A 25,601-nucleotide genomic window follows, 5' to 3' on the forward strand; every position below is an offset into this window, starting at 1 on the left:
TTGACTTTTTAAATGGAGTATTTTCTTTAAGCTCCTTTATCCTGTTGCTTCAAACTACCCAAGTACTCCATAAGGTCCCGTAGCTCCCTTCTGGTAATGAGACGGCCCATGGCGGGCATGGAGGATACCGAGTTCTCCCTCTTTTTTATTCTTCCTTTTGGAACGCGCATAGGTTCCGCTTCAGACGTACGTAACAACAGTTCTTTGTTATTTTCTTCCAAAGGTACGCCGGAGACCATCTGCCCATCGGTTAGGGTGAGGTTTACGGTTCCATATCCGGGCGCCAATCTGGCACTGGGTTCAATAAGGGCCTCCAAAATCTGCTCACGGGTTAAAATATTCGCAATATTATCCAGCGGGGGACCTACCTCTCCTCCCGAACCGTTCACTGCATGACAGCGTACACACTGGGCCGTTGGATTGCTATTGAAAACATCCCTTCCGTTCCATCGATTTCCGCCGTACAAGGTCTCCAGATACGAATCGGCCGTGTAGCCCGCGTCATTCAACTTGTCCATTTTTGCAATTAAAACCGAATCTTCGGTTGCCGATACGGATTCCATCAAATCGAGGATGATATCCTGTCCCAACCTATTTTTACTGGCTTTGTCAATGAGACTGTTCAGGATGGCATTGGTTTTATCCTTGGGCAAATCGCCCAATACATTTAACATACTTTGTTGTTCCCTTGTAGACCCATTTTTAAAAATGGGGTCGACCAAGGTGGGAAGCTTTTCTTTGGGTAGGTTCAATTGGGCCAATAATCCCACCGCCGCAGTTCTCACTTCCTCGTTGGCATCTTTCATGCCCAAGGACATGGCTACCTCCATTCTTCCGTAGTTCAGATTTCCCAATGCCGATAGCATAGCGGCCCTAACATCATGGTTTTTACTATTCCTGAAAATGTTGAAGAGTTTGTCATTGTAGCTATCGATACCCACAGCACTTAAAGCCTTTGCTACCCCAATGAGGATTTCCGGATTTCTTTGCTCCAGAAAAATGGGGATTTCCTTCTCCAACCGGTCTTTTAATTGACTGCTGTCCCTGATGATTTCGCCCCTATACCTACCATCGACCCGGTCCAAAACAGATGGTTTGTTCCATGTGCTTAAGGCCGATAGCGCCTCGCCCCTCAAAACATTGGAAACGCTCTCCTTTTTTGCAAAATCGATCAGGTCCTGTAAGGCCTCGTCACTTCCCACACGCAACGCCGCATTGATGGCCCTTCTCAACAAGGGTTCAGATTTGTACTTTTCGTTTCTCAGTAGTGCGGCAAGATTTGGCAAGGCAGCTTCTATGGACCAATCATCGTTGATGGCCCTGGCCGCTTCCGTAACAATATTGGTGTCCGGATCTGATAGGAATACGCTTATTTCCGGACTCTCAAGTCTTCTCAGCACCAGTACGGCGGCCAAACGGAGACTTCTATCTTCATGCCGTGCCAAGGCGACCATGGGTTCTACCTTCCCTATTCTTGAAAGGGCAAGAACCGCAGCATGTCTCAAATAGAGGTCTCGATCATCATTGGCAGCAAGCATTTGGATCAATGGCTCAACCGCAGGTTCATAGCCTAATCGTCCCATGGCCTGCGCGGCGTAAAATTTTACCCGGTCGTTCTCATGGGTAAGTAAGGATAGCAATGTATCCGATGCATCGGGGTACCGAACGTCGCCCAAAACTTTGGCCACTTGGGCAATAATCTCAGGATCGTTATCCGATAACAAAGGTACCAAAGGTTCCGCTTTTTTTGGATTATCGGAGGCAATTTGGCCGATGCCCCAAATGGCATGTATCCTAGCGAATTGATTTTCTTCTTCCACTATGGCCTTTTCCAAGGCCCGATATCCCCAAAATGTCCTATTGGCAAGTTCAAACTGGGCCTTTAACCTGATACGCATATCCTCATAACTTAATAACTTGATGAGGTTTTCCGTGTCATCATCCCTATAATTATGGGTCATAAGCCTTTGGGTCTGCAAACGTTGTTGTTCCAAATCGTTTTCCGCCTCCGTAACGTCCAATTTCCAAACCCGACCAAAATCCTTGGATCCCCATCCATTGATCCAATCGGCTAGATACAAGGCTCCGTCAGGTCCAAAGGCGATACCCGTGGGCAGAACTCCTGTTAAAATGGATTGGTCCGAACCCAGTTCAAAAGATGCTCCTTTCGGTTTTAGGTCAAAGGACCAAATATGTGACCTGCTGGGATCGCCCACGAACTCCACCAAAAAGAATTTGTCCAACCATTTTTTTCCCAGGGCCGTTCCCGGGTTATAGAGCATTCCGGTTGGGCCATTGTGAAAATTCTGGATCGGGGGAATGATATAAGCGGCTTGTCCTTCCCATCTTGGCACATATAGTTTTTCGTCCATCCAAACATTATATCCATTATTGTTTGGGTCCGTATACTTGCCATATTGCCAGTTGGCACGCCACCCGGCATCTGAGCCTTCCACAATATGGACCAATCGCTCGCTCTCGCCCTTGTGGTCCCCGTCATTATCGGAGGAAATAATATTTCCATAGGCATCGAATACAAATTCATGGGTATTTCGTAGCCCACGGGCAAATATTTCAAAGTTGCTTCCGTCCGGATTACTACGTACGATGACCCCTTGATTGGGGTATTTATGGTTGACACCATCAACCGTGGTAATGTTCGCACCAATATCTCCAATGCCCCAATAAATCTTGCCGTCAGGTCCTTGGGTTGCCCCGGACATGCCGTGTCCGCCAAAACCGATATGTACCGCAAAACCGGTGGCTATGCTTGTTTTCTCATCCAAGATTTTATCCCCATTGGTATCCTTTAGGCGATACATGTCCGGTCCAATGCCCACAAATACATCCTCGTCGCGTACCAAAAGCGCACCGGCAACATCATTGATTTCGTCATTAAAGTCGTTGAGGATTTGGGTCGATACATCGGCAATACCATCTCCGTCGGAATCTTCCAACATCCATACTTCATCCTTTTGAACCGCCAAGTCCTGCCAATCATGAATGGAATCATTATTAAGATCTGGAAACCATTGATTCTCCTTACTTTTTTCCGGTGCGAAGGTCTCCCTAAGAAAAGCCCTTCTATCTTCAACGGATTGCAGGCCTATGGATGCGGTCATCCAATCCCGATGCCCACGAATATCGAATTCGGAATTTTTATTTCTATTGGATCGGGTAATGTATATCCTACCTTCGTTATCTACATCCATGGCGATAGGGTCCGGAGCTAGGGAATCGGTGGCCCAAAGACTTAATTTTAGGCCATCGGCTACGATGGCGGAAACCCCTGCCCTTGCTGATTCTATTTTTTCTGCTATGGCCGTACTGTCTTCATAGATCACTACCGGAGTTTCAACAGGTTTGTTATTTTGACAGGAATTAATCGCTACTAATACAACGAGAATTAATGGGGCTTTAAAAAGGAATCGCATGATATTCTTTACAGATTTAGAAGCTCTAAAAATAGTAATTATCAAATTCAAACTAACGGAAAAAGTATGTGGATTTATAAATTAACCTATGCGAAAATTTGAAATTTATAATTTTATGTACCGATTATTGCCTAAATACATGAATTTTCCCCATTTTCCATAAGTACAAAACGCTGGGCATCGATTATATTTGAGACTGCATTTATTCGCACCGCCAAAGGGTTTAATACACCAAGGCTGGACTCGAAATTAAAAATTCTTTTTCAAAGAATGCCTCGAGGGCTTGCCCCGAGGTAGTTTACTTATAAATTGATATATTAATGAACTGCTTTATGAAATTAAGAGTATTACTTTTCCCGATTCTTTTTAGTTGTTTTTTTGTGGTCCGGAGCCAAGAAGGTCATCCGTTGGAAGGTAGGTGGAACCTCACCATCTCTCAAGAAGGTACTTATTTGCCAAGCTGGTTGGAGGTCATGCATTCTGGAAACAACACTTTAATTGGTAGGTTTACCTATGCTTTTGGAAGTGCGAGACCGGTAGCCGAAGTCAAAAAATTTGGGGATGTATTCCAATTTCAGATTCCGCCACAATGGGAACCTGGAGCGGCCGATATGGAATTTCAATTTGAAATGATAGGTGAAGGATTGGAAGGAACCATGGTATATACCAATGGTAAAACCTATTCTTGGACAGGACAAAGAGCACCAGAGTTGCCTTATTATGATGACCAAAAAATGGGCAAGAAAATAGACCTGTTCAATGGAAAAAATCTAGATGGTTGGGAGATTAAAGAAGGTAATCAATGGAAAGTGATTGATGGTATCTTGACGAGCAATGCATCTGGGGTGAATTTAGTATCGAAGGAAAAATTCAAGGATTTTAAAATACATGTGGAGTTCAAATATCCAAAAGGTAGTAACAGTGGACTTTATTTAAGAGGAAGGTATGAGGTCCAGATTGCGGACAATATTGGAATGTCCCCGGCGTCGATTTATTTTGGGGGCGTATATGGACTACTCACACCCAATGAAAACGTCGCCATGAAAGCAGGGGAGTGGCAAAGTTTTGATATCACGTTAATTGGCAGAAGGGTGACAATAGTTGCCAATGGCAAAACGGTCATTGACGGACAGAATATCCTGGGAATGACCGGTGGCGCTTTGGACAATCATGAAGCCGAAGCAGGCCCCATTATGATACAGGGTGATCACGGTCCCATAGAATTTAAAGCTATCGAAATTACACCGATAACAGCGAAATAGGTAAAAGTAAAAAGCCTCCAACTAAAGGAGGCTTTTTTTATGCTTCCCAATCCAACTGGGATATTATTTTCAATGCTTTTGCTTCTTCGTCCTTATGTACATATATTTCCGAGATATGGGGCAAAGGTGTGCCAAAACCCGCTAGTCTGGCCGACTCACTTTCACTTTTGACAATCGGGCTTATATCATTTTCCTGTAATAATTGTTCCACACGGTTACTTTCGTTGACATTTCCTCCAAATACTTTTATATAATCCGATTCCATATTCTTATTTGCTTTAAAATTTTAATCAAACTTGTCCCCCAAAGGCGCTCATAACAATTATTTTACAGTACCGATTATAGCCTTCAAGTGTTCATTAAAGTTACTTAAAGTTCCACTAAGAACCGATATCTGCTCCTTGGCTTCGGACCAATTCTTCTGTTCTATCGCTTCCCTCACCCCTGGCAGGGTTTTCACCCCGTACCCCGTATAAAATCCTGGGGCATATATTTGATGTTTGAACCAGGGTCTTCTGGGCAATCCGTCCTCAGAAGTAAGTTTGTGCTCGGCATCCATCAACAGTGCATTGAGTTTCTCCTTTTCCGCCTTGGAAACCTTATGTAAATCAATGGAACTATACGCATCAATGGTAGATTTTAGTTCGCTCAGCACATTTTGTAGCGGAGAAAAGTCCAAATAGGGAACAGGTTCCTTTCGCTCAGGGGCTTTAATGTTCTCCCTAGGATCCAATGCCAATTCGAACGCATTTCTGTCGATGAGTTTATTATGTTTTTCTACAGATGTACGCATTTTTGCGGTTTCTTCCATGATTTCCTCCAAATAACCGGATACTGTTTTGTACCATGCGGAAAAATCCAAGGGAATAATATCCGCATTGGCCAATCGTAAGGTAATCCTTCCGGCGGTGTTGGCGAGGGCAACCCCATAGGCAAACTCGGGATCTTTAAATCTTTTGTAATGGGGATAGGTGTCGTAAATGGTATGGTATTCTCCTCCTTCGTTTTCCCCACCAAAACCTAGATTCAACGAAGCGATACCGGCATGTTGTATAAAGGGCGTATAATCTGACCCAGAACCTAGGGCATAGAGTTCAAAAGTATCGTTGCCACCATTTACCATATCCCTGGCTATCCTCCGTTCCTTGACGGAAACCTTTGTTTGAGGATCCGTAACCGCTCCGGCAACCTCGCTTACCATAGATTGCAGGGAATGTGAACCTCCCACGCCCAAAAAGCCGCGGCCATTGCCATCGGTATTTATATACGCAACCACTTTTTCCTGAAGTTCCTTTTTGTGATCCTCTACCCATTCCGTAGAACCTATAAGTCCAGGTTCCTCCGCATCCCAAGCACAATACACCAAGGTTCTCTTAGGTTTTTGTCCTTTTTTTGCCATTTCCCCTACGGCACGGGCTTCTTCCATAAGGGCTACCATACCGCTTACGGGGTCATTGGCACCGTGCACCCAGGCATCATGATGATTTCCCCGTACCACCCATTGATCTGGGAATTCAGTTCCCTTCATGGTTGCAATAACGTTGTGCGCGGGTACCAGTTGCCAGTCAAACTTCAGCTTCAAATGTACTTTTGCCTTTCCAGGCCCAATGTGGTAGGTGATGGGCAAACCACCACGCCAAGATTCCGGGGCAATGGGCCCCTCCAGAGCTTCCAATAAAGGTTGTGCGTCTTCATAGGAAATGGGCAACACCGGAATTTTGGTAATCGTGGGAGCCTCCTCCTTCGTTAGCCTTTTTGCGTCTTTGGTAGCGCCATAACCAGGGGTCAGAACATCTCCCGGATATGTGGGCATGTCCATTACGGAACCACGCTGTACTCCCGTCTTATTTTTGAAGGCACCCTTTGGATATACATCCCCACGTCCATAGCCATCATCTTGTGGGTCCGAATAAATGATACATCCAATCGCCCCATTTTCGGCGGCCAGTTTTGGTTTAATTCCGCGCCAACTTCCCTGGTATTTTGCAATTACAATTTTACCCTTTACGCTGATACCCAGTTTTTCAAGTTCCTCATAATCCTTGGGAATACCGTAGTTTACGAAAACGAGTTCGCCTTCCACGTCACCATCCGTTGAAAAGGCATTGTAGCTGGGCAGTAGGGCATCACCTTGGGCAGTGTAGGGGTCGCCCTCCACAGGAACCGCTGTCAGTTTTGCTTTATACTGCGTAGGTTCGGTCAACTCCAAAACCCTTTCCGTGGGATAAGGGAACAGGACATGGTAGGTTTCTATTTTGGCGTCGTATCCCCAAGACTTGAATTGGTCCCGCATCCATTTGGCATTTTCCTCACCAAATTTGGTGCCTACCCAATGGGGTTCGGCACTCATTTTCTGTATCCAATTGTCAATGTTGGTGGCCTTGAGTTTTTCTTCAAAGGCTTTTTCAAGTGCCTGTTGTTCGTTGGCACTTTTTTCGGAAAACCCCAGGATTGAATTTTGGGCATTTCCTAAGGCAAAAACAAAGAATAAAAGCAAAAAGGTACAAGTGTATTTCATCTGTTTTTTTTTATTGTTTTTCATAGGTCAGATATAATTCGCAAATAATTATCTAGGCAAGTATCAAGACTTGTTAAAGCTCATTCCATAATAGTGCGACTAGATATTCCAAGAAAGTTACCTAATTATTTTAGAATTTTCAATAGGGTTGCAAAGAAGAAGCGAGCACTACTCCAGATGTATCGTTTTTCCCGACTTGGAGCTATCAACCGAAGCCTGTAAAATTTCCATGGCAATCATGTTGTTTTCCAAGGTATACGGACCATATCTCTCCAATACCAAACTTCCATTGATTACGGCAGCCAGTACAGAAAAAGGGTCATCGTAAGGAACTGGCCTGTCCTTGAAGAACAGTGTTTCCTCAGTATAAGAACTGTAGCCTGTAGAAAGTCTAATACGCAACTGATTGGCATTCTCAGAATACAGGGCGCCCTTTTCGCCATAGAGTTCCATATCCTTTCTTCCAATGGGCCAATTCCATGAGGGTTCCAGGATTGCCATGGCAGTATCATAGGTAAGAATTATGGTGGCATCATCGTCTACATTTGGATTATTTTCGGGTTGTAATTGTTGGGTAACCGCAGTCACGGAATTCGGCTTTTTACCTTTCATCAACCAAGTCATTAAATTAGCCCCGTAGCAACCAAAATCCATAATTGCACCACCACCGTTTAGATCGGGATCCGTAAGCCATTCCAGAAATTCCTTGGAAACCCCAATTTTCTTGGGGCCTTTGTGTCCGTCCCTGATGATTGCTTTTCGTAGTCCACCAATTTTACCTTCCTCCATAAGACTTTTTGCCTTGAAATTGGTCTCGTACCAAGAGGTTTCATAGTTTGTCAACAAATGGATACCATGTTTGTTTGCCAAAGCTTCCATTTTTTTTGCATCTTCGAGACTAACGGCCAACGGTTTTTCTACCATTACATGAACCCCTTTTGAGGCACAGGCTTCCACTACGGAAAGATGATCTTTTATGTTGCCGAAGGCCGCTACGGCATCCGGTTTTGCAGCTTTTAGCATTTCATCCATACTATTGTAGACGATGTCCATGGAGAAGCCATATTGTTCGGAAAGTTTTTGGGCCAATTCCCTGTTTTTCTCGTAAATACCCACCATGTTGATATCCGATTTATGTTCCCTGCCCAAAATCCATCCGACGTGTCCGTGGGTAAGACCAGCGATACCTAATTTTAAAGGTTCTTCTTGGGCGGATAAAGAAACGTATAGAAGCATAGAAATAATTATCACAAATGCAGTTTTCATATCGGTATGGCTTTTCCCCAAAGATACCAAACTTAAATTGAGCTTATGATAATTAAATTAACAGACCTGACAGGTTTCGTAAACCTGTCAGGTCTAACATTCATGATGGTTTTTGAAATCCTATCAAAATTAAAACTCCATCGGTACTTCCATAATCAGGAATTTGGCATCGTTCAATGCCTGGAACGTTATAGAGTCCACGTCCCAAATCCCAAATCCGTCCCTAGCATTTAAGGTTGTGCCCTCGACACTCACCTCGCCTTCCAAAACAAAAATATAGGCCCCGTTTTCTTCGGATTTTAAAGCGTAGGTTTCCGATTGCCCTTTGTCAAAATCGCCCATATGGAACCATGCATTTTGATGTATCCATACACCTTGGTCCTCCGGATTTGGGGAGAGTACTTGATAAAGCTTATTTTTTACTTTTAGGTCAGATAGCGAAATCTGGTCATATCTGGGTTGCACGTTTTCTTTATTCGGGATGATCCAAATTTGCAGGAATTTGACCAGCGAATCCATATTGTTGTTGAATTCACTGTGTTCCACGCCGGTACCTGCGCTCATGACCTGAATATCACCTTCCCTAATTACCGTGGAATTGCCCATGATATCCATGTGCTTCAAATCGCCTTGCAAGGGTATGGAGATGATTTCCATATTGCTATGTGGGTGCCTCCCAAATCCGCGACCTGCAGCCACGGTATCGTCGTTTAAGACCCTCAATGCTCCAAAATTCATGCGATTGGGGTCAAAATAATTGGCAAAACTAAAACTGTGATACGAATTTAACCAGCCATGATCGGCATGGCCCCTGCTGTCCGCTTTATGTAATATCGTTTTCATGTGTTAATTTTTATTGTTTTTTATAGGTCACATGTAATTCGCCATCCCAATAACTTTTGGGACATGTCGGTAGGTATCAAGGCTTGTTATGGCTCATTTTATGTGTAGTTATTTTTCACCTTAGTCGAAAAAATATCGTTTTTTTTACAAAGTCCATTACTTCTTGATATCTCCGTTCGGCCGCTTTTTTTGCTTCTGGTCAAAAATTTGTGTTTTTAAGTAGGGTGACCACAAATTAGATTGTTTTCTTATTGAAGATTGATTTCACGATAAAATTAATGATTGATTTTTTCGTTTGGGGATTGTAAAGTACAAACAAGAATTTAGGCTATGAAATTTAAATTTTTTCTTTTGTTTTTTTGCTTAAACCTTTCCGTTTCCTTTGGACAAGATTTTAATAATGCCGCAAAACATGTTGGTGCCGGAGTGGTCATTGGTGGAGTAGGTGGCTATGCCGCCAATAAAATATTTCCTGGTCAACGGGGCTGGACCTGGGCGGGTGCCGTTGGCTCGAGTTTGGCCGCCGGTCTTGCCAAGGAAACGTATGACAAGTCCAATTCCGGTTTATGGCAAACAGATGATGTGTTGTATACCACACTGGGCGGGGTAATATCCGGACTGGCCTTGGAACTCTTGTTTAAAAATACATATCGCAGAAATGGTCGCTCCGAAAAGGGATGTGGTTGTCTTGTTGCTGATGGTTCAAACAATGCGACCCCTATTTTTATGCCTGTTGTTACGGAAAAAGGTTCGGGAGATATTCAATCCCAAATTCAAGTATCCTTCTTTTTGGAATAAGTTTTATAAAATTCCCCTCGCCTTGATTTCGAGATATTTGTTGATAGCCTTTATGGTCAGTTCTTCAGGTTTGGTCAAAATGGTCTGTATACCATACTTTTCCAGTTCCTTTTGCATCAATTTTTTATCCAGGGAGAACTTTTCTGCAATGGTTTTATGGTAAATGGCCTGCATATCCTCGGCATCGGTATGGATAAGTTTTTCCAATTCGGAGTTTTCAAAGAAGATGACCACCAGTACATGTTTTTTTGCCATCGCCAAGAGGTAGGGCAGTTGTCTCCTTAGCGCTGAAATATGCTCAAAATTGGTATACAGCAACAAAAGGCTTCGGTGGGTTATCTTTCGTTTTATGTGTCCGTAGAGCAATCCAAAATCGGAATCCGTAAATGCGGTGCCAATGTTGTACAGTTTTTCCAGTATCGTGTTGAGGTGGGTAATCTTTTGAACGGCCGGTACATAGGTTTCAATATTTTTTGAAAACGCGATCAACCCGGTTTTATCATTTCGTTTGAGGGTCACATTGGAAAAGGCCAGACAGCTATTAATGGAGTAGTCCAAGAGTTTTAATTCGTTAAACGGCATCTTCATCACCCTTCCCGTATCAATGATGGAATAGATGGGCTGCGATTTTTCGTCCTGATACTGGTTTACCATCAATTGATGTTGTTTCGCCGTTGCTTTCCAGTTCAAGGTTCTAATATCGTCCCCTTGTACATATTCCTTTATCTGCTCAAATTCTTGGGTATGCCCTATTCTCCGAATCTTTTTTAGGCCGATGGTCGTAAGTCTTTTGCTGATGGCCAAAAAATCATATTGCTGCATCTGTATGATGGAGGGATACACAGGCACCATTTGGTCTTTTTGAAAACTGTATTTTCTTTTGATGATGCGCAAAGGCGAGGAAGCAAAAACGATCAGGTTTCCAAAAATATATTCTCCTCGGTCCACTGGTCGCACCTCATACTCGAACTGTTTTTTTTCACCCTTGATAAGAGACGTTTTAAAGTCGAAATCCCGCTTTTGAAACTGAACGGGCAGTTCGTCAATAATGGAAACATAGGTCCTAAATCCATACCTCGTTTCGAAGGTGATTTTTATTGGGTTTATGTCACTGTTGGAGAGTTTTTTGGGAAGTTTTCTTTCGGCTTTTATGTTCTGACCCGGTGCATACAATAAAAAAATATCAAAAAGAAATAGACCAATAAGCAGTAGCGTCAAAAGCCATGCGATGGGGTAGAGTGGTTTGACCCAATAGGAAAGCACAAAACAGCCCGAAAGGATCGCGAGGTACCTAAAAAAGATGTTATGTATGTAAAAGGACCTTATAAAGTTCATTTACCTAGGTATTTCCACGCTTTCCATGATCATTTGCACGACATTCTCCGTGGACATGCCTTCCATTTCCCGTTCCGGGGTTAGGATGACCCTATGGTTCAAAACCGGAACCATGGCTTTTTTTACATCCTCCGGGGTAACAAAATCCCTACCGTTAATGGCCGCAAATGCCTTGGCGCTGTTCAAGGCGGCAATCGAGGCCCTTGGTGAACCGCCCAGATATAGATGTGGGTGGTTTCGGGTTTTGGCAACGACCTCGGCGATGTACTTGAAAATCTTTTCCTCCACAACCACTTCCTGAATCTGTCCCTTGAAAATCGCCAATTGTTTTGGGTCGAGAATATCCTTTATCAACGTTTGGGGTTGTGACCCCTTGCGTTCGTGGTGGGTCTTTAAAATCAAGATTTCCTCCTCTGTTTTTGGGTAGTCTATTTTAATTTTAAAAAGGAAACGGTCCAGTTGCGCTTCGGGCAGGGCATAGGTTCCCTCTTGTTCAATGGGATTTTGAGTGGCCAACACCATGAACGGGGCGGCCATGGGATAGGTAGTGCCGTCCATGGTCACCTGCCGTTCCTCCATGGTCTCGAACATGGCCGCTTGGGTCTTTGCGGGCGCCCTGTTTATTTCGTCGATCAGGATAATATTCGAAAATATTGGACCTTTTTTAAACTCAAAGTCGGTAGTTTTTGCATTGAATACGGATGTCCCCAGGATATCACTGGGCATAAGGTCTGGCGTGAATTGAATCCGACTAAATTCTGTTTTCAAGGTCTTTGCAAAGAGCTTTGCCGTAATGGTCTTGGCAACCCCGGGAACACCTTCGATCAAGACATGGCCATCCACCAAGAGTGACACGATCAAGAGTTCAATAAAGTTTTCCTGACCTACGATTACTTTGGAGAGTTCCTGTTTGATGTCGGCTACCGCCTTTTGCAGCTCGGCCAAGGGAATCCGGCTGTCAAAACCAAGTTCTTCTTTTTGCTCCTCGTTATTTTCCATCATTTTTAGATTTAAATTTCTGAATCAGATTATTGAGTTGTTTGAGTTGATGTTCCGATACTTGGTCGCTCGATCTTAGCTCGTCCATCAGCTTAAAAAGTGACTGGGTATCGGCAAGGGAGTTTCCGCTTCGCGCCGATACACTTTTGTAAAATTCCTCCTCCTTGGTAACGTTTCCAAGATAGTACCGACTCCTGATATCGTGGAGGAAATAATTGATATTATGCTCCGCAATGGATTTTCTGTCCCCTTTTTCAAAATACATGTCCGAAATGGTTCGGGTGAATGCAAGCGTCTGGTTTTGAAGCGGTTTCACAACGGGTATGGGGCGTTGCTTTCTTTTTCCCTCAAATATGATGTAGATCAGCCCTCCAATAAGTACGAGATAATAGGCCCATTTCAATTCTTTGGTGTTCAGAAATATGTACATGGGCGAGGTGTAGAAGGACTTTCCACTTTTGTAATAGTTGTCCATATAGACATGCTTCTCTTGTCCAAAATAGGAAAGTAAACCGGCCGTGTACTCCCTGTTGTCATCCTCCAGAATAAAGTAATTTGTAAAGGCCTTGGGAAAGGTGGATAGTATAATTTCACCTTTACCGAACGGACTTTTTATGGCCGTTACATCCCTGGATTTTTTGTCATTTCCCTCCTCGAGTAGTTCCACAGTGGCCAATGCGACGGAGTTAATGGTGTCGATTGCTTCAAAGACGGTCACAAAGCTTTCCTTTTTATACGCATAGGTTTTACCACTTTTTAAGTTAGAATTTTCCAATCGATGTTCCTGATCCTGGGTCACCTCAAAACCGGCATATCGGGTTCCGAGTTCAAATCCTAACGTGTCCCTAAGGGTTTCCTCAAAACCTTCAGAAGCAATGAACAAGGTATTGCCTTCTGCGGTCCATTCCAAGAGTCGGTTCAGCTCGGCTTCCTCAAAAAATACGCCATTGTTCACAAATGCATAGATGCCTTTTTTGGATGGCATATCCGCCAAAAACTCAAAAGGGGGGACATGTACCTGTTGTACTTTTTCCTTGAAAACCAAGTTTTCCATCAAATCATTTACAACAAAAGTACCGTACGGAATTTTGTGGGTACTCACATAGGACTCAAACCAATTGATGGTCTTTGGTTTGTTGTACTGCAAAAGCAGCAACCCGGCAATCAGTATTATGGCGGTCACTATGTAGGAAATCCCTTTTTTACGCATTGGAGACCTGTTTTTTTAGCGCAATAAAGGCATTGGCCACACGGTTGTATTTGGTTTCGTCCAATGGAAAATCACCGTACCAAATGTAATTGTAAAAATTTGTGGTGGTTTTGAAGGCATCCTTTAAACCCGTTGAGTTTATTTCGGAAAGGTAATCCTCGTTGGTTTTCTGCAACTCCCATTGAATGATTTCCTTATCGGTCATCAACCGTAGTATCCATAGATAATAATAGCGTATCGCAAGTCTGTAATTCTTTTCGGCCAAGGCTTTTTCGATCAAGGACTCTATGTTCTCGTTCTTGATGATTTGCTCCTCTTCAGACAGATGCACCAAGGAGTTATTGTTTTTAGGATGCATCAAGGAGCGTGCATGTACGTTCAGGAAAAACTTGATCAGGATAAAAATCAGGATTCCCAAAAGGAGATATGGGAGGATTTGAAGAAAGGCATTGAAGGCCCCGGTGGCCTTTTCGATACCGAAAATCCACTCGAATAACCTCATGAATATCCTATCTAACCAATTCTTGAAAGAAATCCACCAATCCGGAGCGCTTTTTTCCACGACTTCATAATCGAACTTTGGATCGTTCCGAAAGGACTCCAAATCGGAATCTGTTATGGTTACTGGAGCGATTTCCAAAGTGTCATATTGTACGACCAAAGAATCCTGCTGGGCCAATAGAAAATCGGTCAGAAATAAAAATAGTACCAATAGGACCCGTTTCGGCATATTATTCTTCGGCTGTTTTTCCTAGATTTTCTATTTGTTCAAAGGTTCCGGTGAAATTCTTTTTCTCGTTGAGGTTGAAATAAATAAGGGCCAGGGAAATGATGCTTATAAGGTTCAACAAAAATTGGGCTACGGTACCTATGATATTAAAAAGTATATATATAGGGTCCGTGGTCATTTCAAAGACGTTTTCGGCGTCCACCTCCCCGGAAAGAATGCCCATTTTTGCCCATTGATACACCACCGCGGGCAGGGAGAAGGCCAAGGCCGCTATATATAGGATGATCCCGATGACGAAGATGGTGGCAAAGGATATCCACCATTCGTCCTTTACCAACTTAAAACTGTAGCTATAGGAATCCGATGCGCCCATTTTATCAAAGACCATGATGCTGAAGGACAGTGCCAAGGGTACGTAAAGATAGACTCCTGGTAAAATACAGATCATGAGGCCTACTAGTATGGAAAGGCTAACCATGATGCCCAATCCTATAAAACTCCAGAAGCTTCCGTAAACCTCTTTTCGAATGGTATTGAAATCTGTGGTGCCCTTACCATTGGTGTAGGATTTTATGTAGTGCAGTACCGTAGATTGTGACATGGTGTACAGCACAATAATCGATAGGACATATACAAGCCCAACCACGAAAATGGTGGCAATGCTTGCCGCGCCGCTTTCATTTTGAAGCATAAAAGTGAAACCATTCCCAATAAAATATAGGTAGGCTACCAGGGCAACGATCATCGCAGCAAGGAAGGGGCCTACAATTTTGAAAAAAGTACTGAAAAAGGGTTTGAACTCGGCCCTAAGAAAAGCAAAGGTGTCCGAGATAATCTCCCCAAGATCCCGCTGCTTTTTGAACTCAATGTAATTTGGCTTCATGTAATCTGTGTCTTTTGTTTATTTGGTATGGGTATATAACGTAGTAAAAAATAATTAGTGCAAGGGACCCTAAAATAATCAAGATGGCCAGCCAGTCCGGCATTTCCGTGTGTCTGGTTACAAAACCTTCCAGGAAACCCGCGACCACAAAAAAGGGAATGGTGCTTACCATTATTTTAAGCCCGTTTTTGACCCCTCTTTTAAAGGATTCCAAGCGGGTAAAGGTGCCGGGGAACAACATACCGTTGGCCAGGACCAAGCCCGCACAGCCGGCGATTATTATGACCGATATCTCAATGGTGCCGTGGATCCAAATGGTACGCACCGACTCCCACAGCAATCCTTTTTCGTAGAAAAAATATTGAAAGCTGCCGAGCATGATTCCATTCTGTAACATGACCATCAGGGTTCCCACTCCCAGAGTAATGCCATACACAAAGGCCATCAAGGCTACCCGTATGTTGTTGATGGTGATTCCCAAGAACATATTGAACTCCCCCATTTGCTTATAAACCGCCATGGGGTCGCCCTTTTCGATGTTTTCAAGGGTCATGTTCACATAGGCATCTCCCAATATGGAACGGACAAAATCCCCTTCATTGGCAGCCGAATAGGCACCTACAAAGGAAAAGAACAGGAACACCAGAAAAGCGATGAGCAGCTCCCGGTGATGGTTTTTGAACATTAGGGGGAATTCCGTTTTCCAGAAGGTGATGATGCGGCTTTTGGACTCCCTCTTTGTCTTGTATATTTTTTGATGTGCCTGTGAGGCGAGGGAATTGAGGTAAAACTCGGTATTGCTCTTTGGGTAGAAGGTTTTGGCGTAGCTCAGATGGTCTGTAACCTCTATATATAAATCGGACAATACATTTGGGTCCAGATTCGTTTTGTTAACCAAGGCGCTTTCAAAAGTTGACCATTTGTCCTTATTTTGCTTTACAAAGGCGGCTTCGCGCATTGACTACTTGGTTTATACCAAAGAAACAAAAGAATGGAACAATTTCAAATAGAAACAGCCCAAAATATAAGCATTGCCCAAAATACGGCACACCTTGGCGACCGCATCTTGGCCTACATTATTGATACCCTTATCATCGTTATTTATTACGTGCTGATGTTTTGGCTGCTATTGGCCTTGGATGTGGAACCGGGCGATTCTTGGGCCATTTATTTGCTCATGAGCCTTCCCGCCTTCCTATATTATTTTTTGATGGAGACCTTTATGGATGGGAAGACCATAGGAAAGCATTTTATGGGTATACGGGTGGTCAAACTGGATGGAACCAAACCCGGGTTTTCCAGTTATTTTATCCGATGGATACTACGGATGTTGGACATTACCTTGACCTCCGGCGGTATTGCCGTTTTTACCATTTTAATACGCGGTAAGGGACAACGCGTGGGGGACATTGCGGCGGGAACTACCGTAATCAGTGAAAAGCGAAGGGTGTTCTTGAGGGATACGCTTTTACGGGACTTGCCCTCTAATTATACCCCAAAATTTCCTCAGGTTACGGTCTTTAAGGACAATGAAATGCAGACCATCAAAAATCTATACGATAACGCCCGAAGAAATGGAAACCACAAGGTAATTTTATCCCTGAACAACCGAATAAAAAAAGTCACGGATATAACCAGTGATTTACAGCCCATGGAGTTTGTGGACATCGTTATCAAGGATTACAGTTATTATACGCAGCAATTGTAGTTGACCCATGCTCTACTCCCTTATAGACATTCTAGGAACCATCGCCTTTGCCATTTCAGGAGTACTGGTGGCCATGGAGAAGCGCTTGGATGTCTTTGGGGTCTTTATCATCGCATTTGTGACCGCAGTGGGAGGAGGAACCCTAAGGGATGTATTGATTGGGAATACGCCTGTAGGCTGGATGACCCAACCCAATTATACTATTATTATCATCGTTACCGTGGTCTTTTCGATTCTTTTTGCAGGAAGGTTGAAATACTTTAGAAAATCCCTGTTTCTTTTTGATACCATAGGAATAGGTCTTTACACAATGATCGGAATACAAAAAGGACTGGACGCCGGGTTGTTGCCCATCATGTGCATCGCATTGGGGACCATGACCGCTTGTTTTGGAGGGGTTATTAGGGATATTTTGTGCAATGAAATCCCCGTTATTTTCAGGCGGGAAATTTATGCGACCGTATGTATTCTTGGTGGCGGTATCTATTTTTTAATCCTTCAGTTTCCCGTGAATCCAGATATTCCCTACATCACGGGAATTATCTGCATCATAGTTTTGCGCCTTTTGGCAGTGAAATTTAAGATAGCCTTACCCAGTATTTATAGGAAATGAGCGTTTATTCGATAACCTCCGCTTTGGTGATGTAAATATTCTGTTGTGGCCAATCACCCTTGCCAACGGGTTGGGCATTGATTTTGTCCACTACGTCCATTCCCTCGATTACTTTTCCAAATGGTGTGAAATCTCCATCCAAATGATAGGAACCTGGGTCCGTTACCACGATAAAGAACTCGTAAGGCGAAGCCAGTTTGTGCGGGTTGTCCATTTCGCTACTGGGCATGGAGACGGTGCCCCTGTGATGGCTGTACCCTTTTTTGGTGTCTGGCGGAAGGAGGTATCGGCCAATGTCCCATCGTTTGTCGGCCGTTTTTTGATCGTCTGAACTGCCCCCTTGTATTATAAAATCCTTGACGACCCTGTGGAATTGGGTATAGTCAAAATAACCTTTTCGGGTCAAATAAATAAAGTTGGCTTTGTGATAGGGAACATCGTCATAGAGTTGGATTATGAAGCTTCCAAACTTTGTGGTCATTTTTACCTTGTTGGCTTTTAGGTCTTTTTGATAATCGAAGAAAAAATCGATGGCATTTTCTTCGGTAAGTTCAAAAGTATCTTCATCTGCTTTTTCAGTTTCTTGGGTAACGACTTCGGATGAATCCACATCTTTTATTTCTTTTTTCGATGGGGTTTCAGGCTTTTGGGGCGTATCTTTACACCCTATAAATTGAACCGTAAGAATTATAAAAAAATAGTAGAAAGTCTTTAAACGCATGGATTTCAACTTTTTTGAACAACGGATTTCAAAAATAAAGGATTTACCGCTCCCAGGCGAAATTTCCCATTATAAAATGGCGCCCCAGGAAAGGATAAAGGAACTTATGGAAGGTAGGCTTCCGAGAAAAAATCCAAGGAAAGCGGCGGTCTTGGCACTTTTCTATCCGGGTTTGGGAAACCGGACGCAGTTTTTGTGCATCTTACGCAAGACCTACGAGGGTGTCCATTCCAACCAAGTGGCATTTCCTGGAGGGAAGGCCGAGAAGGAAGATGGGAACCTAAAGATTACCGCCCTACGAGAAACCTATGAGGAAGTTGGGGTGAACCCAAAGGATGTGGAGGTGGTAAGAACACTATCTGAAGTGTATATACCGCCCAGTAATTTTGAGGTGCAGCCTTTCATTGGTCTGTACAAAAAACCAAAGCCTTTCAAGATACAGGAATCTGAAGTGGCCTCAATTTTGGAAATTTCCCTGGCCGATTTTTTGGAGGATATCAACCTGACCACAAAAAAAATGAAGACCTCCTACGCTGATGAAATTGCCGTACCGGCCTTTAAACTAAACGATTATATTATTTGGGGGGCAACGGCCATGATGTTGAGCGAGATTAAAGATCTTTTGAAGCAGGTGTTATAAGTGTATTTAGTATTTTAGCAACTATGGGATTGTTTAAGAAAAACCCTTTTGGGCATAACCTTTTTCTAAAAAAATGGCTGATACGGATATTAGGTCTAATGTCCCATCAAAGGTATAAGCGATTTAACAAGTTGGAAATCGACGGCTCCGAAATTATTCGAAGCTTGCCAGATACCAATGTACTTTTTGTGAGCAACCACCAGACCTACTTTGCCGATGTAGTGGCCATGTTCCATGTGTTCAATGCCAGTTTGAGCGGTAGGGAGGATTCCATCAAGAACGTAGGATACATTTGGCAGCCAAAGCTTAACATGTATTACGTGGCCGCGGCCGAAACAATGAAAAAAAGCCTATTGACCAAGATTTTGGCCTATGCAGGCTCCATTAGCGTGGAAAGAACTTGGCGTTCCGAGGGAAAGGAAGTAAACAGGCAGGTAAAAATGAGCGATATTTCCAATATTGGCATTGCCTTGAAGGATGGTTGGGTAATTACCTTTCCGCAGGGTACGACCACTCCTTGGAAACCCCTTAGAAAGGGCACGGCCCATATCATTAAAAAGTTCAAGCCCATTGTAGTACCGGTCGTCATTGACGGATTCAGACGCTCTTTTGATAAAAAGGGACTTCGGGTTAAAAAGAAAGGCATTTTACAGTCCATGGTCATCAAAGAGCCCTTGGAAATCGATTACGATAACGAAACCACGGAATCCATCATAGAAAAATTGGAATATGCCATAGAGCAACATCCTTCTTTCTTAAAGGTCATTCCCAAGGAGGAGTTGCTGGCCTACGAAGAAGAGAATAAACAACGTCGTTGGCGAAAGACCAATTAAATTTCCAGCTGTTTAAGTTCCCGATAGTTTTTGTTGAGTTTTCTTAGCAACAGACCGTATAAAAGAAAGTACACTCCTCCCATGAATAGGGTAAGAACTATACCAAAAATCCCAACAGAAAACATTAGGGTAAGTTTTAATTTTTCCGGAGAAATGTTGTCAAGTTTATACTTCAAATCTGGAAATGCACTTAGCACATTATCGCTTAGGGCGATACCCACAACCATAATCAATACGTTTACCAACACCATGGAAAGTGAAAATATGACATAATGCTTCACCGTTCTTCTGGTTCGAATGATTTTACGCATCAAATTTTTGGAACTGTCCAAAACTGAAATCTCTTTAAAACGCTTGTAAAACTGGAAGATGAAATAGAAAATAACCGCATAAGTCAAAGCAGAGGCCCAAAATAAATATTTGGACACTCCAATCTTTTTATAAACTTCCATTCCATCTTGCATTGAAGGTAAGAGATAGAGCAAATGGGGTACGGCAAACTCCAAAATACTGATAATCAATATCCACTTGACTATGGAAGAGGATTTCTTCCAAATCATTTTATGAATATCCTCATAGGAAAGTTTGGGCAGGTTTACTTCCTTTTTCTGCCAATCCCTCTTTAATAATTCCAACTCATCCGTCATAACCTAGGGGTTCAAAATGGTTCTTAATTTTGTTTTGATACGGTTCATCTTTACGCGGGCATTTACTTCCGTGATACCGAGTGTTTCCGCTATTTCCGTATAATTTTTATCTTCCAGGTACATAAATACCAAGGCTTTTTCAATATCGCCCAATTGCCGTACGGCCTTGTACATCAGTTTTAACTGCTGTTCTTCCGTTTCATCATATTCATCGGCCTTTATCTTGAATAAGACCGATTCATAATCCTGTGTATCTATTCTTCTTTTGGATTTCCTGTAAAGGGTAATCGCGGTGTTCAACGCTACCCGGTACATCCAAGTACTGAACTTGGATTCTCCCCTAAATTTGGGGTAGGCCTTCCATAGTTGAATAGTAATTTCCTGAAACAGGTCGTTGTGCGACTCCCTGTCATTTGTGTATAGCGTACAAACCTTGTGGACAATATTTTGATTGGCCTCAAGCTCTGTCACAAAACTATGTTCCAGTTCTTTATTCACAAATGGTTGGCTGTTGTTAAGCTATTAGTAATATGTAATCAGCTTTTGTTACAGTTTGGGTTGAAAATAAAATAACAGAGACCGTCTAAAAAAGTACTCCCGCTTGTCACAATTAGCTTGTCGAAATATTCTAACCTACTGAAATCAACAATCGGTTTCGACAGGCTCACTCTGACAATAAGGCAAATAAAACTTTTTAGACAGCCTCTTTTAATAACCCATTGATACTACTTTCTATAATCCAGAGCAGGCTCCCTATCGCCCAAAAGTGGGATGTATTTGAAGTCGGCTCCCCGTTTTTCCTGAAATTCGGCCTTGGCGGCGTCCACTAATTTTTTATCGGAAAAAATATCGATAGCGGTCAAGGTCAGGGTCTTTGCGGCGACCATCATGCCTTTTTTTCCAATGGAAGTACCGCCCGCGGCCACGGCCTGCCAGCTATGCGCCGGTGTTCCGGGCACCCACGTGGCGGCGCTCATTCCTACGGTTGGCACGGTAAAGCTTACGTCGCCAACATCCGTGGAACCTCCCGGTTTTGCTTCGGTTTTGTAGGGTTGGATATTTTGGGCAACACTGATATCGGCCTGATCCTTGCCTAGGGATTTTGCAATTTTATCGGCAAATTCCCTTTCCTCGGGGGTATAATCAAAACCACCCACTTCGGTCAAATTGTCGAACATTACTTTCTGTAAGGTTAGGTTGGGCAACAATTCATGGGTACCCCCGATCATTTCATAGTCCATGGTAGTTCCCGTTCCCAAAGCAGCTCCTTCGGCAGCTTTCACGATCCTGTCAAAAATATCGATGACCACATCCCTTTTTGCATGGCGCGCATAGTAATAGACTTCGGCAAAATCTGGAACTACGTTGGGCGCCTTACCACCAGAGGTTATAACATAGTGAATTCGCGCATCAGATGGTACATGCTCGCGCATCATATTGACCATCATGTTCATGGCCTCTACACCGTCCAAAGCGGAACGACCCTGCTCCGGAGCGGCCGCTGCGTGTGCAGAAAATCCATGGAAACGAAATTTGGCCGATTTATTGGCCAAAGCGGCCCCTGCGTTCGATGCATTTTGTGCGCCAGGATGCCAATGAAGCGCAATGTCTACATCGTCAAAAAGTCCGGCCCTAACCATGTACACTTTTCCGGATCCCCCCTCTTCGGCCGGGGTTCCATAAAAGCGTATCGTACCCTGTTTATTGTTGGCCACCATCCAGTCCTTTGTAGCAATAGCTGCAGCGGTGGAAGCGGTGCCGAACAGGTGGTGCCCACATGCATGACCTGCTGCACCTCCGGCCGATTTTTTCTCGGCCACGGCCTCTTGCGATAGACCGGGGAGTGCATCATACTCGCCCATAATGGCCACGATAGGGCTACCGCTGCCATACTCGGCAATAAAGGCCGTTGGAATGCCCGCTACGCCGGTTTCAATTGTGAAACCTGCTTCTTCCAAGGTTTTTTGTAGTAATGCGGAACTTTTTACTTCCTGGTATCCCATCTCTGCCAGGTTCCATATTTCCTGCGATATTTCTCCGTAGGTTTCGCTTTTCTGATCCAAGGATTTCAATACTTCCTTTTTGGTTTTTTGGGCGCTCAATGTGAGTACGGAGGTACACAGAACGATGAGCATAATCGTAATTTTTTGCATGCTGGAGTGATTTAGTTGAATTAGTCCTTAAAGTTACTAAAAACGCTATATTCTTTTCTATTCGAAACCCGTTTGTTTAATTTTGCAACTTACTTTTTGAATATGAACATACCTCGTTCCAATAATCCTAGAGTTGTCATCATTGGTGGGGGCTTCGGTGGAATTTCCCTGGCCCAAAAACTTCGGAAGCAAGAAGTACAGGTGGTACTTTTGGACAAGAACAACTACCATACCTTTCAACCTTTGTTGTATCAGGTATCCACAGGCGGATTGGAGCCGGATTCCATTGCCTATCCCCTGCGTAAGGTGTTGATTGGATATGATAATTTCTTTTTTAGGCTCGCCGAGGTAACAGAAATACTTCCTGATAAACAGTTGTTAAAAACCACCATTGGCGAGATTTCATACGATTATTTGGTGGTCGCTACGGGTTCAGAGACCAATTTCTTTGGCAATACGGAATTGGAGCAGCATGCCATGGCCATGAAGTCCATCCCGCAATCCTTGAATCTAAGAAGCCTCATTTTGGAGAACTTTGAACAGGCACTGCTCACGGATGAATACCACGAACGTGATGCGCTCATGAACTTCGTCATAGTAGGAGGCGGGCCTACCGGGGTGGAACTGGCGGGTGCCTTGGCCGAAATAAAAAAAGGTATCCTGCCCAAAGACTATCCCGATCTGGATACACGTAGGGCACAGATAAATTTGGTTCAAGGTGGAGACCGACTTCTAGATGCGATGAGCGAAAAGGCGTCCGAGAAGGCCGAGAAATTTTTGGAAGATCTGGGCGTACAGGTTTGGAAAAATGTGAGGGTAACCGGATATGACGGCAAAACCGTTCGGACCAAAACCGATTTAGTCTTCGAGACCGCCACCTTAATTTGGGCCGCCGGCGTAAAAGGGGCCACCATAAAGGGTCTGGATGCCAAGGAACTGATTGCTGGTGGTAATAGGCTTTCGGTCAATGAGTTCAACCAGGTGATTGGATTCCCAAATATTTTTGCCATAGGCGACATTGCATGTATGCAGAGCGAAGAGGCACCTAGAGGGCATCCCATGATGGCGCAACCTGCCATTCAACAGGGCAGGAAACTGGGCGAAAATTTGGTCCGACTCATAAACGGAAAATCGCTCGAACCCTTTATTTACAAAGACAAAGGTAGTATGGCAACGGTTGGGCGTAACAAAGCGGTCTGTGATTTAAAAAATATTCGATTTCAAGGTGTCTTTGCCTGGTTCGTGTGGATGTTTGTGCATTTGTTCTTTTTGATAGGCTTTAGGAATAGGGTAGTGGTGTTCGTGAATTGGGTGTATAATTATATCCGATTTGACCGGGAGGCCCGACTCATTATCCGACCTTTTAAGAGAAACTACGATCAGTTCAGGGATTGATTTTCAACGGGCTGCGTTAAATTTTTCATAAGTTGGGAACTCTAAACGGGATTTTTCTTTTCCTTTAAAGAAAAGGCGAATCCTATGAAGAGCTATCTTTTTATAATTTTCCTTTTTATTTGCTCCCTAGGTTCTTCACAGACAATTGGATTGGCAAACGAGCCCAAACCAACAGATGGCTTGAAGTTGGAATCATTTGGGTACCCTGTTTTTCTGGGTGGAGAGCAACATGCGTCCTTTCGTTTAAGCTATCCGATTACGAACACCTTTTCGGCAGATCTCAGTGCTTTTTACGACACTTACATGCTCTCCAATCGATTTAGGTCCAACATACTACTTAAGCACTATTTGGATGAAAACTGGTATTTGTTTTCTGGAATGGAAGCAGAATACAGCATTAAAAAGTATCCAGGGTTAGAATCCCAAAAGCAGGTTCCTCCAAGAATTGGTGTGGTCTCCGGAATTGGGTATGAGGTCAATAAAAATTTTCAAGTGGAGGCAAGGGGCAACTTCCAAATAAACAGTTCTTCCGTGGGTGCCTTTGGGGAACCATTGATACCAATACCCCAAGTATATACGCTAAAAGGAAAGCTCAAATTTTAAGTTACTTTCTTGGATGAAATTTATTTAGTACTTCTGCCAAATGACTTCTATCAACGTGCATGTATACCTCCGTCGTCGTGATGCTTTCATGACCCAACATCTGTTGGATGGCCCTTAAATCGGCACCATTTTCCAATAAATGGGTGGCAAAGGAATGGCGAAAGGTATGCGGGCTAATATTTTTATGCAGGCCTATTTTCTCGGCAAGGTTTTTAACAATGGTAAAGACCATGGCCCGTGTCAATTGCCTTCCCCTTCTATTCAGGAATAGAGTGTCTTCGAATCCTTTCTTTATTTCTTGGTGTACACGAATCTCATTACGGTAAATATCAATGTATTTTTTGTTGATATCGCTTATGGGTACAAAGCGTTGTTTTTCTCCTTTCCCCGTAACTTTAATAAAATCCTCATCAAAAAAAAGGTCGGATAATTTTAAACCGATAAGTTCCGATACGCGAAGGCCACAACCGTACAACGTTTCGAGCATGGCCCTGTTACGTTCGCCCTCGGGTTTGCTCAAATCGATATGCTCTATAAGCTTGTTAATTTCCGCTTCGGAAAGGGTGTCCGGCAATTTTCTTCCTACTTTGGGAGATTCTATCAAATCCAGCGGATTGTCCTGCCTATAATCCTCAAATACCAAATAATTGAAAAAACTTTTTAATCCGGATATGATACGTGCCTGCGATCTGGGATTTACCACTTTGGCAACCTCGTAAATGAACTGTTGTAGGATATCCTTTGAAATGTTTATTGGGGATTCCTTTATTTGATAATCTTCAAGAAAAGCAATAAGCTTTTCCACGTCCATTATGTAATTTTTAATGGAATTATGGGCCAATCCACGCTCCAATTTTAAGTAATGTCCATAGTCTTTTAAGGCCTTTTCCCACTTCATACCTAAAGATACATTTAATCCTAGAATAGGTTTCTTTATAATTACGTCCTCTCCTTTAAATATAGTAGATAACTAAATTATTAAAGATTCATATCTTTGAGAGCAACCATTA

Annotated in this window: 24 protein-coding genes; 8 read left to right on the forward strand and 16 right to left on the reverse strand. The window is 43.3% G+C overall.

What is annotated here, in order from left to right; genetic code table 11:
• Positions 1 to 26: 26 nt before the first annotated feature.
• Complete coding sequence (locus F0361_RS10660) at positions 27 to 3,434, reverse strand: HEAT repeat domain-containing protein (protein ID WP_154918607.1); 3,408 nt, start codon at positions 3,432 to 3,434, stop codon at positions 27 to 29.
• 332 nt (positions 3,435 to 3,766) lie between these two features.
• Between F0361_RS10660 and F0361_RS10665 the strand changes: the two genes are divergently transcribed.
• Entirely contained in the window at positions 3,767 to 4,696 is a 930-nt protein-coding gene (locus tag F0361_RS10665; protein WP_154918608.1) for a 3-keto-disaccharide hydrolase, read from the forward strand.
• A 37-nt stretch (positions 4,697 to 4,733) separates the two neighbouring features.
• Here F0361_RS10665 and F0361_RS10670 read toward each other — a convergent pair whose 3' ends face one another.
• From F0361_RS10670 to F0361_RS10685, 4 genes are all read right to left on the reverse strand, one after another.
• Positions 4,734 to 4,961, reverse strand: a complete 228-nt coding sequence (locus tag F0361_RS10670; protein WP_154918609.1) for a putative signal transducing protein — start codon at positions 4,959 to 4,961, stop codon at positions 4,734 to 4,736.
• Between the two features lie 57 nt (positions 4,962 to 5,018).
• Positions 5,019 to 7,214 carry a transferrin receptor-like dimerization domain-containing protein gene (locus F0361_RS10675; RefSeq protein ID WP_154918610.1) on the reverse strand — a complete coding sequence of 732 codons (2,196 nt, stop codon included), beginning with the start codon at positions 7,212 to 7,214 and terminating at the stop codon, positions 5,019 to 5,021.
• A 168-nt stretch (positions 7,215 to 7,382) separates the two neighbouring features.
• Complete coding sequence (locus F0361_RS10680) at positions 7,383 to 8,480, reverse strand: Gfo/Idh/MocA family protein (RefSeq protein WP_154918611.1); 1,098 nt, start codon at positions 8,478 to 8,480, stop codon at positions 7,383 to 7,385.
• Between the two features lie 129 nt (positions 8,481 to 8,609).
• A complete protein-coding gene (locus F0361_RS10685) occupies positions 8,610 to 9,323 on the reverse strand; it encodes a pirin family protein (protein WP_154918612.1) in 714 nt (237 codons plus the stop codon).
• A gap of 330 nt (positions 9,324 to 9,653) precedes the next feature.
• On the opposite strand from F0361_RS10685, the gene F0361_RS10690 reads away from it, so the two are divergent.
• Complete coding sequence (locus F0361_RS10690; protein ID WP_154918613.1) at positions 9,654 to 10,121, forward strand: hypothetical protein; 468 nt, start codon at positions 9,654 to 9,656, stop codon at positions 10,119 to 10,121.
• Positions 10,122 to 10,124: 3 nt separating this feature from the next.
• On the opposite strand, the gene F0361_RS10695 is transcribed toward F0361_RS10690, so the two are convergent.
• Genes F0361_RS10695 through F0361_RS10720 form a run of 6 tightly spaced genes read right to left on the reverse strand, consistent with a single transcriptional unit; the run spans position 10,125 to position 16,236 of the window.
• Positions 10,125 to 11,456, reverse strand: a complete 1,332-nt coding sequence (locus tag F0361_RS10695; RefSeq protein WP_154918614.1) for a DUF58 domain-containing protein — start codon at positions 11,454 to 11,456, stop codon at positions 10,125 to 10,127.
• On the reverse strand, positions 11,457 to 12,455 hold the full coding sequence (locus F0361_RS10700; RefSeq protein WP_154920208.1) for an AAA family ATPase: 999 nt from the start codon (positions 12,453 to 12,455) through the stop codon (positions 11,457 to 11,459).
• A complete protein-coding gene (locus tag F0361_RS10705; protein ID WP_154918615.1) occupies positions 12,445 to 13,665 on the reverse strand; it encodes a DUF4350 domain-containing protein in 1,221 nt (406 codons plus the stop codon). Before F0361_RS10705 ends, F0361_RS10700 begins: the two co-directional genes overlap by 11 nt.
• A complete protein-coding gene (locus tag F0361_RS10710) occupies positions 13,658 to 14,395 on the reverse strand; it encodes a DUF4129 domain-containing protein (protein ID WP_154918616.1) in 738 nt (245 codons plus the stop codon). The genes F0361_RS10705 and F0361_RS10710 overlap by 8 nt, the downstream gene beginning before the upstream one ends.
• Position 14,396: 1 nt before the next feature.
• The gene (locus F0361_RS10715) at positions 14,397 to 15,278 is read right to left on the reverse strand and encodes a hypothetical protein (RefSeq protein ID WP_154918617.1); all 882 of its coding nucleotides are present in this window, start codon (positions 15,276 to 15,278) and stop codon (positions 14,397 to 14,399) included.
• Positions 15,259 to 16,236: a stage II sporulation protein M gene (locus tag F0361_RS10720; RefSeq protein WP_154918618.1), complete on the reverse strand. Its 978-nt coding sequence runs from the start codon at positions 16,234 to 16,236 to the stop codon at positions 15,259 to 15,261. The genes F0361_RS10715 and F0361_RS10720 overlap by 20 nt, the downstream gene beginning before the upstream one ends.
• A 33-nt stretch (positions 16,237 to 16,269) precedes the next feature.
• On the opposite strand from F0361_RS10720, the gene F0361_RS10725 reads away from it, so the two are divergent.
• Both F0361_RS10725 and F0361_RS10730 read left to right on the forward strand, forming a co-directional pair.
• Positions 16,270 to 16,986: an RDD family protein gene (locus tag F0361_RS10725; RefSeq protein WP_154918619.1), complete on the forward strand. Its 717-nt coding sequence runs from the start codon at positions 16,270 to 16,272 to the stop codon at positions 16,984 to 16,986.
• 7 nt (positions 16,987 to 16,993) lie between these two features.
• Positions 16,994 to 17,599 (forward strand): trimeric intracellular cation channel family protein, encoded by a 606-nt coding sequence (locus F0361_RS10730; protein WP_154918620.1) that lies wholly within the window; start codon positions 16,994 to 16,996, stop codon positions 17,597 to 17,599.
• A 4-nt stretch (positions 17,600 to 17,603) separates the two neighbouring features.
• Here F0361_RS10730 and F0361_RS10735 read toward each other — a convergent pair whose 3' ends face one another.
• Positions 17,604 to 18,320 carry a peptidylprolyl isomerase gene (locus tag F0361_RS10735; RefSeq protein WP_154918621.1) on the reverse strand — a complete coding sequence of 239 codons (717 nt, stop codon included), beginning with the start codon at positions 18,318 to 18,320 and terminating at the stop codon, positions 17,604 to 17,606.
• Between F0361_RS10735 and F0361_RS10740 the strand changes: the two genes are divergently transcribed.
• Positions 18,319 to 18,960 carry an NUDIX hydrolase gene (locus F0361_RS10740; RefSeq protein ID WP_154918622.1) on the forward strand — a complete coding sequence of 214 codons (642 nt, stop codon included), beginning with the start codon at positions 18,319 to 18,321 and terminating at the stop codon, positions 18,958 to 18,960. The genes F0361_RS10735 and F0361_RS10740 overlap by 2 nt on opposite strands.
• Positions 18,961 to 18,983: 23 nt before the next feature.
• Positions 18,984 to 19,793, forward strand: coding sequence for a lysophospholipid acyltransferase family protein (locus F0361_RS10745; RefSeq protein WP_138259201.1), 810 nt, complete (start codon positions 18,984 to 18,986; stop codon positions 19,791 to 19,793).
• Here the strand turns inward: F0361_RS10745 and F0361_RS10750 are convergent.
• The 3 genes from F0361_RS10750 to F0361_RS10760 all read right to left on the reverse strand — a co-directional run bounded on the left by F0361_RS10750 (position 19,790) and on the right by F0361_RS10760 (position 22,593).
• Positions 19,790 to 20,440, reverse strand: coding sequence for a hypothetical protein (locus F0361_RS10750; protein ID WP_154918623.1), 651 nt, complete (start codon positions 20,438 to 20,440; stop codon positions 19,790 to 19,792). The two genes, F0361_RS10745 and F0361_RS10750, sit on opposite strands and share 4 nt — an antisense overlap.
• Positions 20,441 to 20,443: 3 nt before the next feature.
• Positions 20,444 to 20,938 carry an RNA polymerase sigma factor gene (locus tag F0361_RS10755; protein WP_138259199.1) on the reverse strand — a complete coding sequence of 165 codons (495 nt, stop codon included), beginning with the start codon at positions 20,936 to 20,938 and terminating at the stop codon, positions 20,444 to 20,446.
• Positions 20,939 to 21,165: 227 nt separating this feature from the next.
• The gene (locus F0361_RS10760; protein WP_154918624.1) at positions 21,166 to 22,593 is read right to left on the reverse strand and encodes an amidohydrolase; all 1,428 of its coding nucleotides are present in this window, start codon (positions 22,591 to 22,593) and stop codon (positions 21,166 to 21,168) included.
• Between the two features lie 102 nt (positions 22,594 to 22,695).
• On the opposite strand from F0361_RS10760, the gene F0361_RS10765 reads away from it, so the two are divergent.
• A complete protein-coding gene (locus F0361_RS10765) occupies positions 22,696 to 23,988 on the forward strand; it encodes an NAD(P)/FAD-dependent oxidoreductase (RefSeq protein WP_154918625.1) in 1,293 nt (430 codons plus the stop codon).
• 84 nt (positions 23,989 to 24,072) lie between these two features.
• Positions 24,073 to 24,591, forward strand: a complete 519-nt coding sequence (locus F0361_RS10770; RefSeq protein WP_154918626.1) for a hypothetical protein — start codon at positions 24,073 to 24,075, stop codon at positions 24,589 to 24,591.
• Between the two features lies 1 nt (position 24,592).
• On the opposite strand, the gene xerD is transcribed toward F0361_RS10770, so the two are convergent.
• Positions 24,593 to 25,489 carry a site-specific tyrosine recombinase XerD gene (gene xerD / locus F0361_RS10775; RefSeq protein ID WP_154918627.1) on the reverse strand — a complete coding sequence of 299 codons (897 nt, stop codon included), beginning with the start codon at positions 25,487 to 25,489 and terminating at the stop codon, positions 24,593 to 24,595.
• Positions 25,490 to 25,601: the final 112 nt, after the last annotated feature.

The organism is Maribacter flavus (genome assembly GCF_008386635.1).
Lineage (GTDB): Bacteria > Bacteroidota > Bacteroidia > Flavobacteriales > Flavobacteriaceae > Maribacter > Maribacter flavus.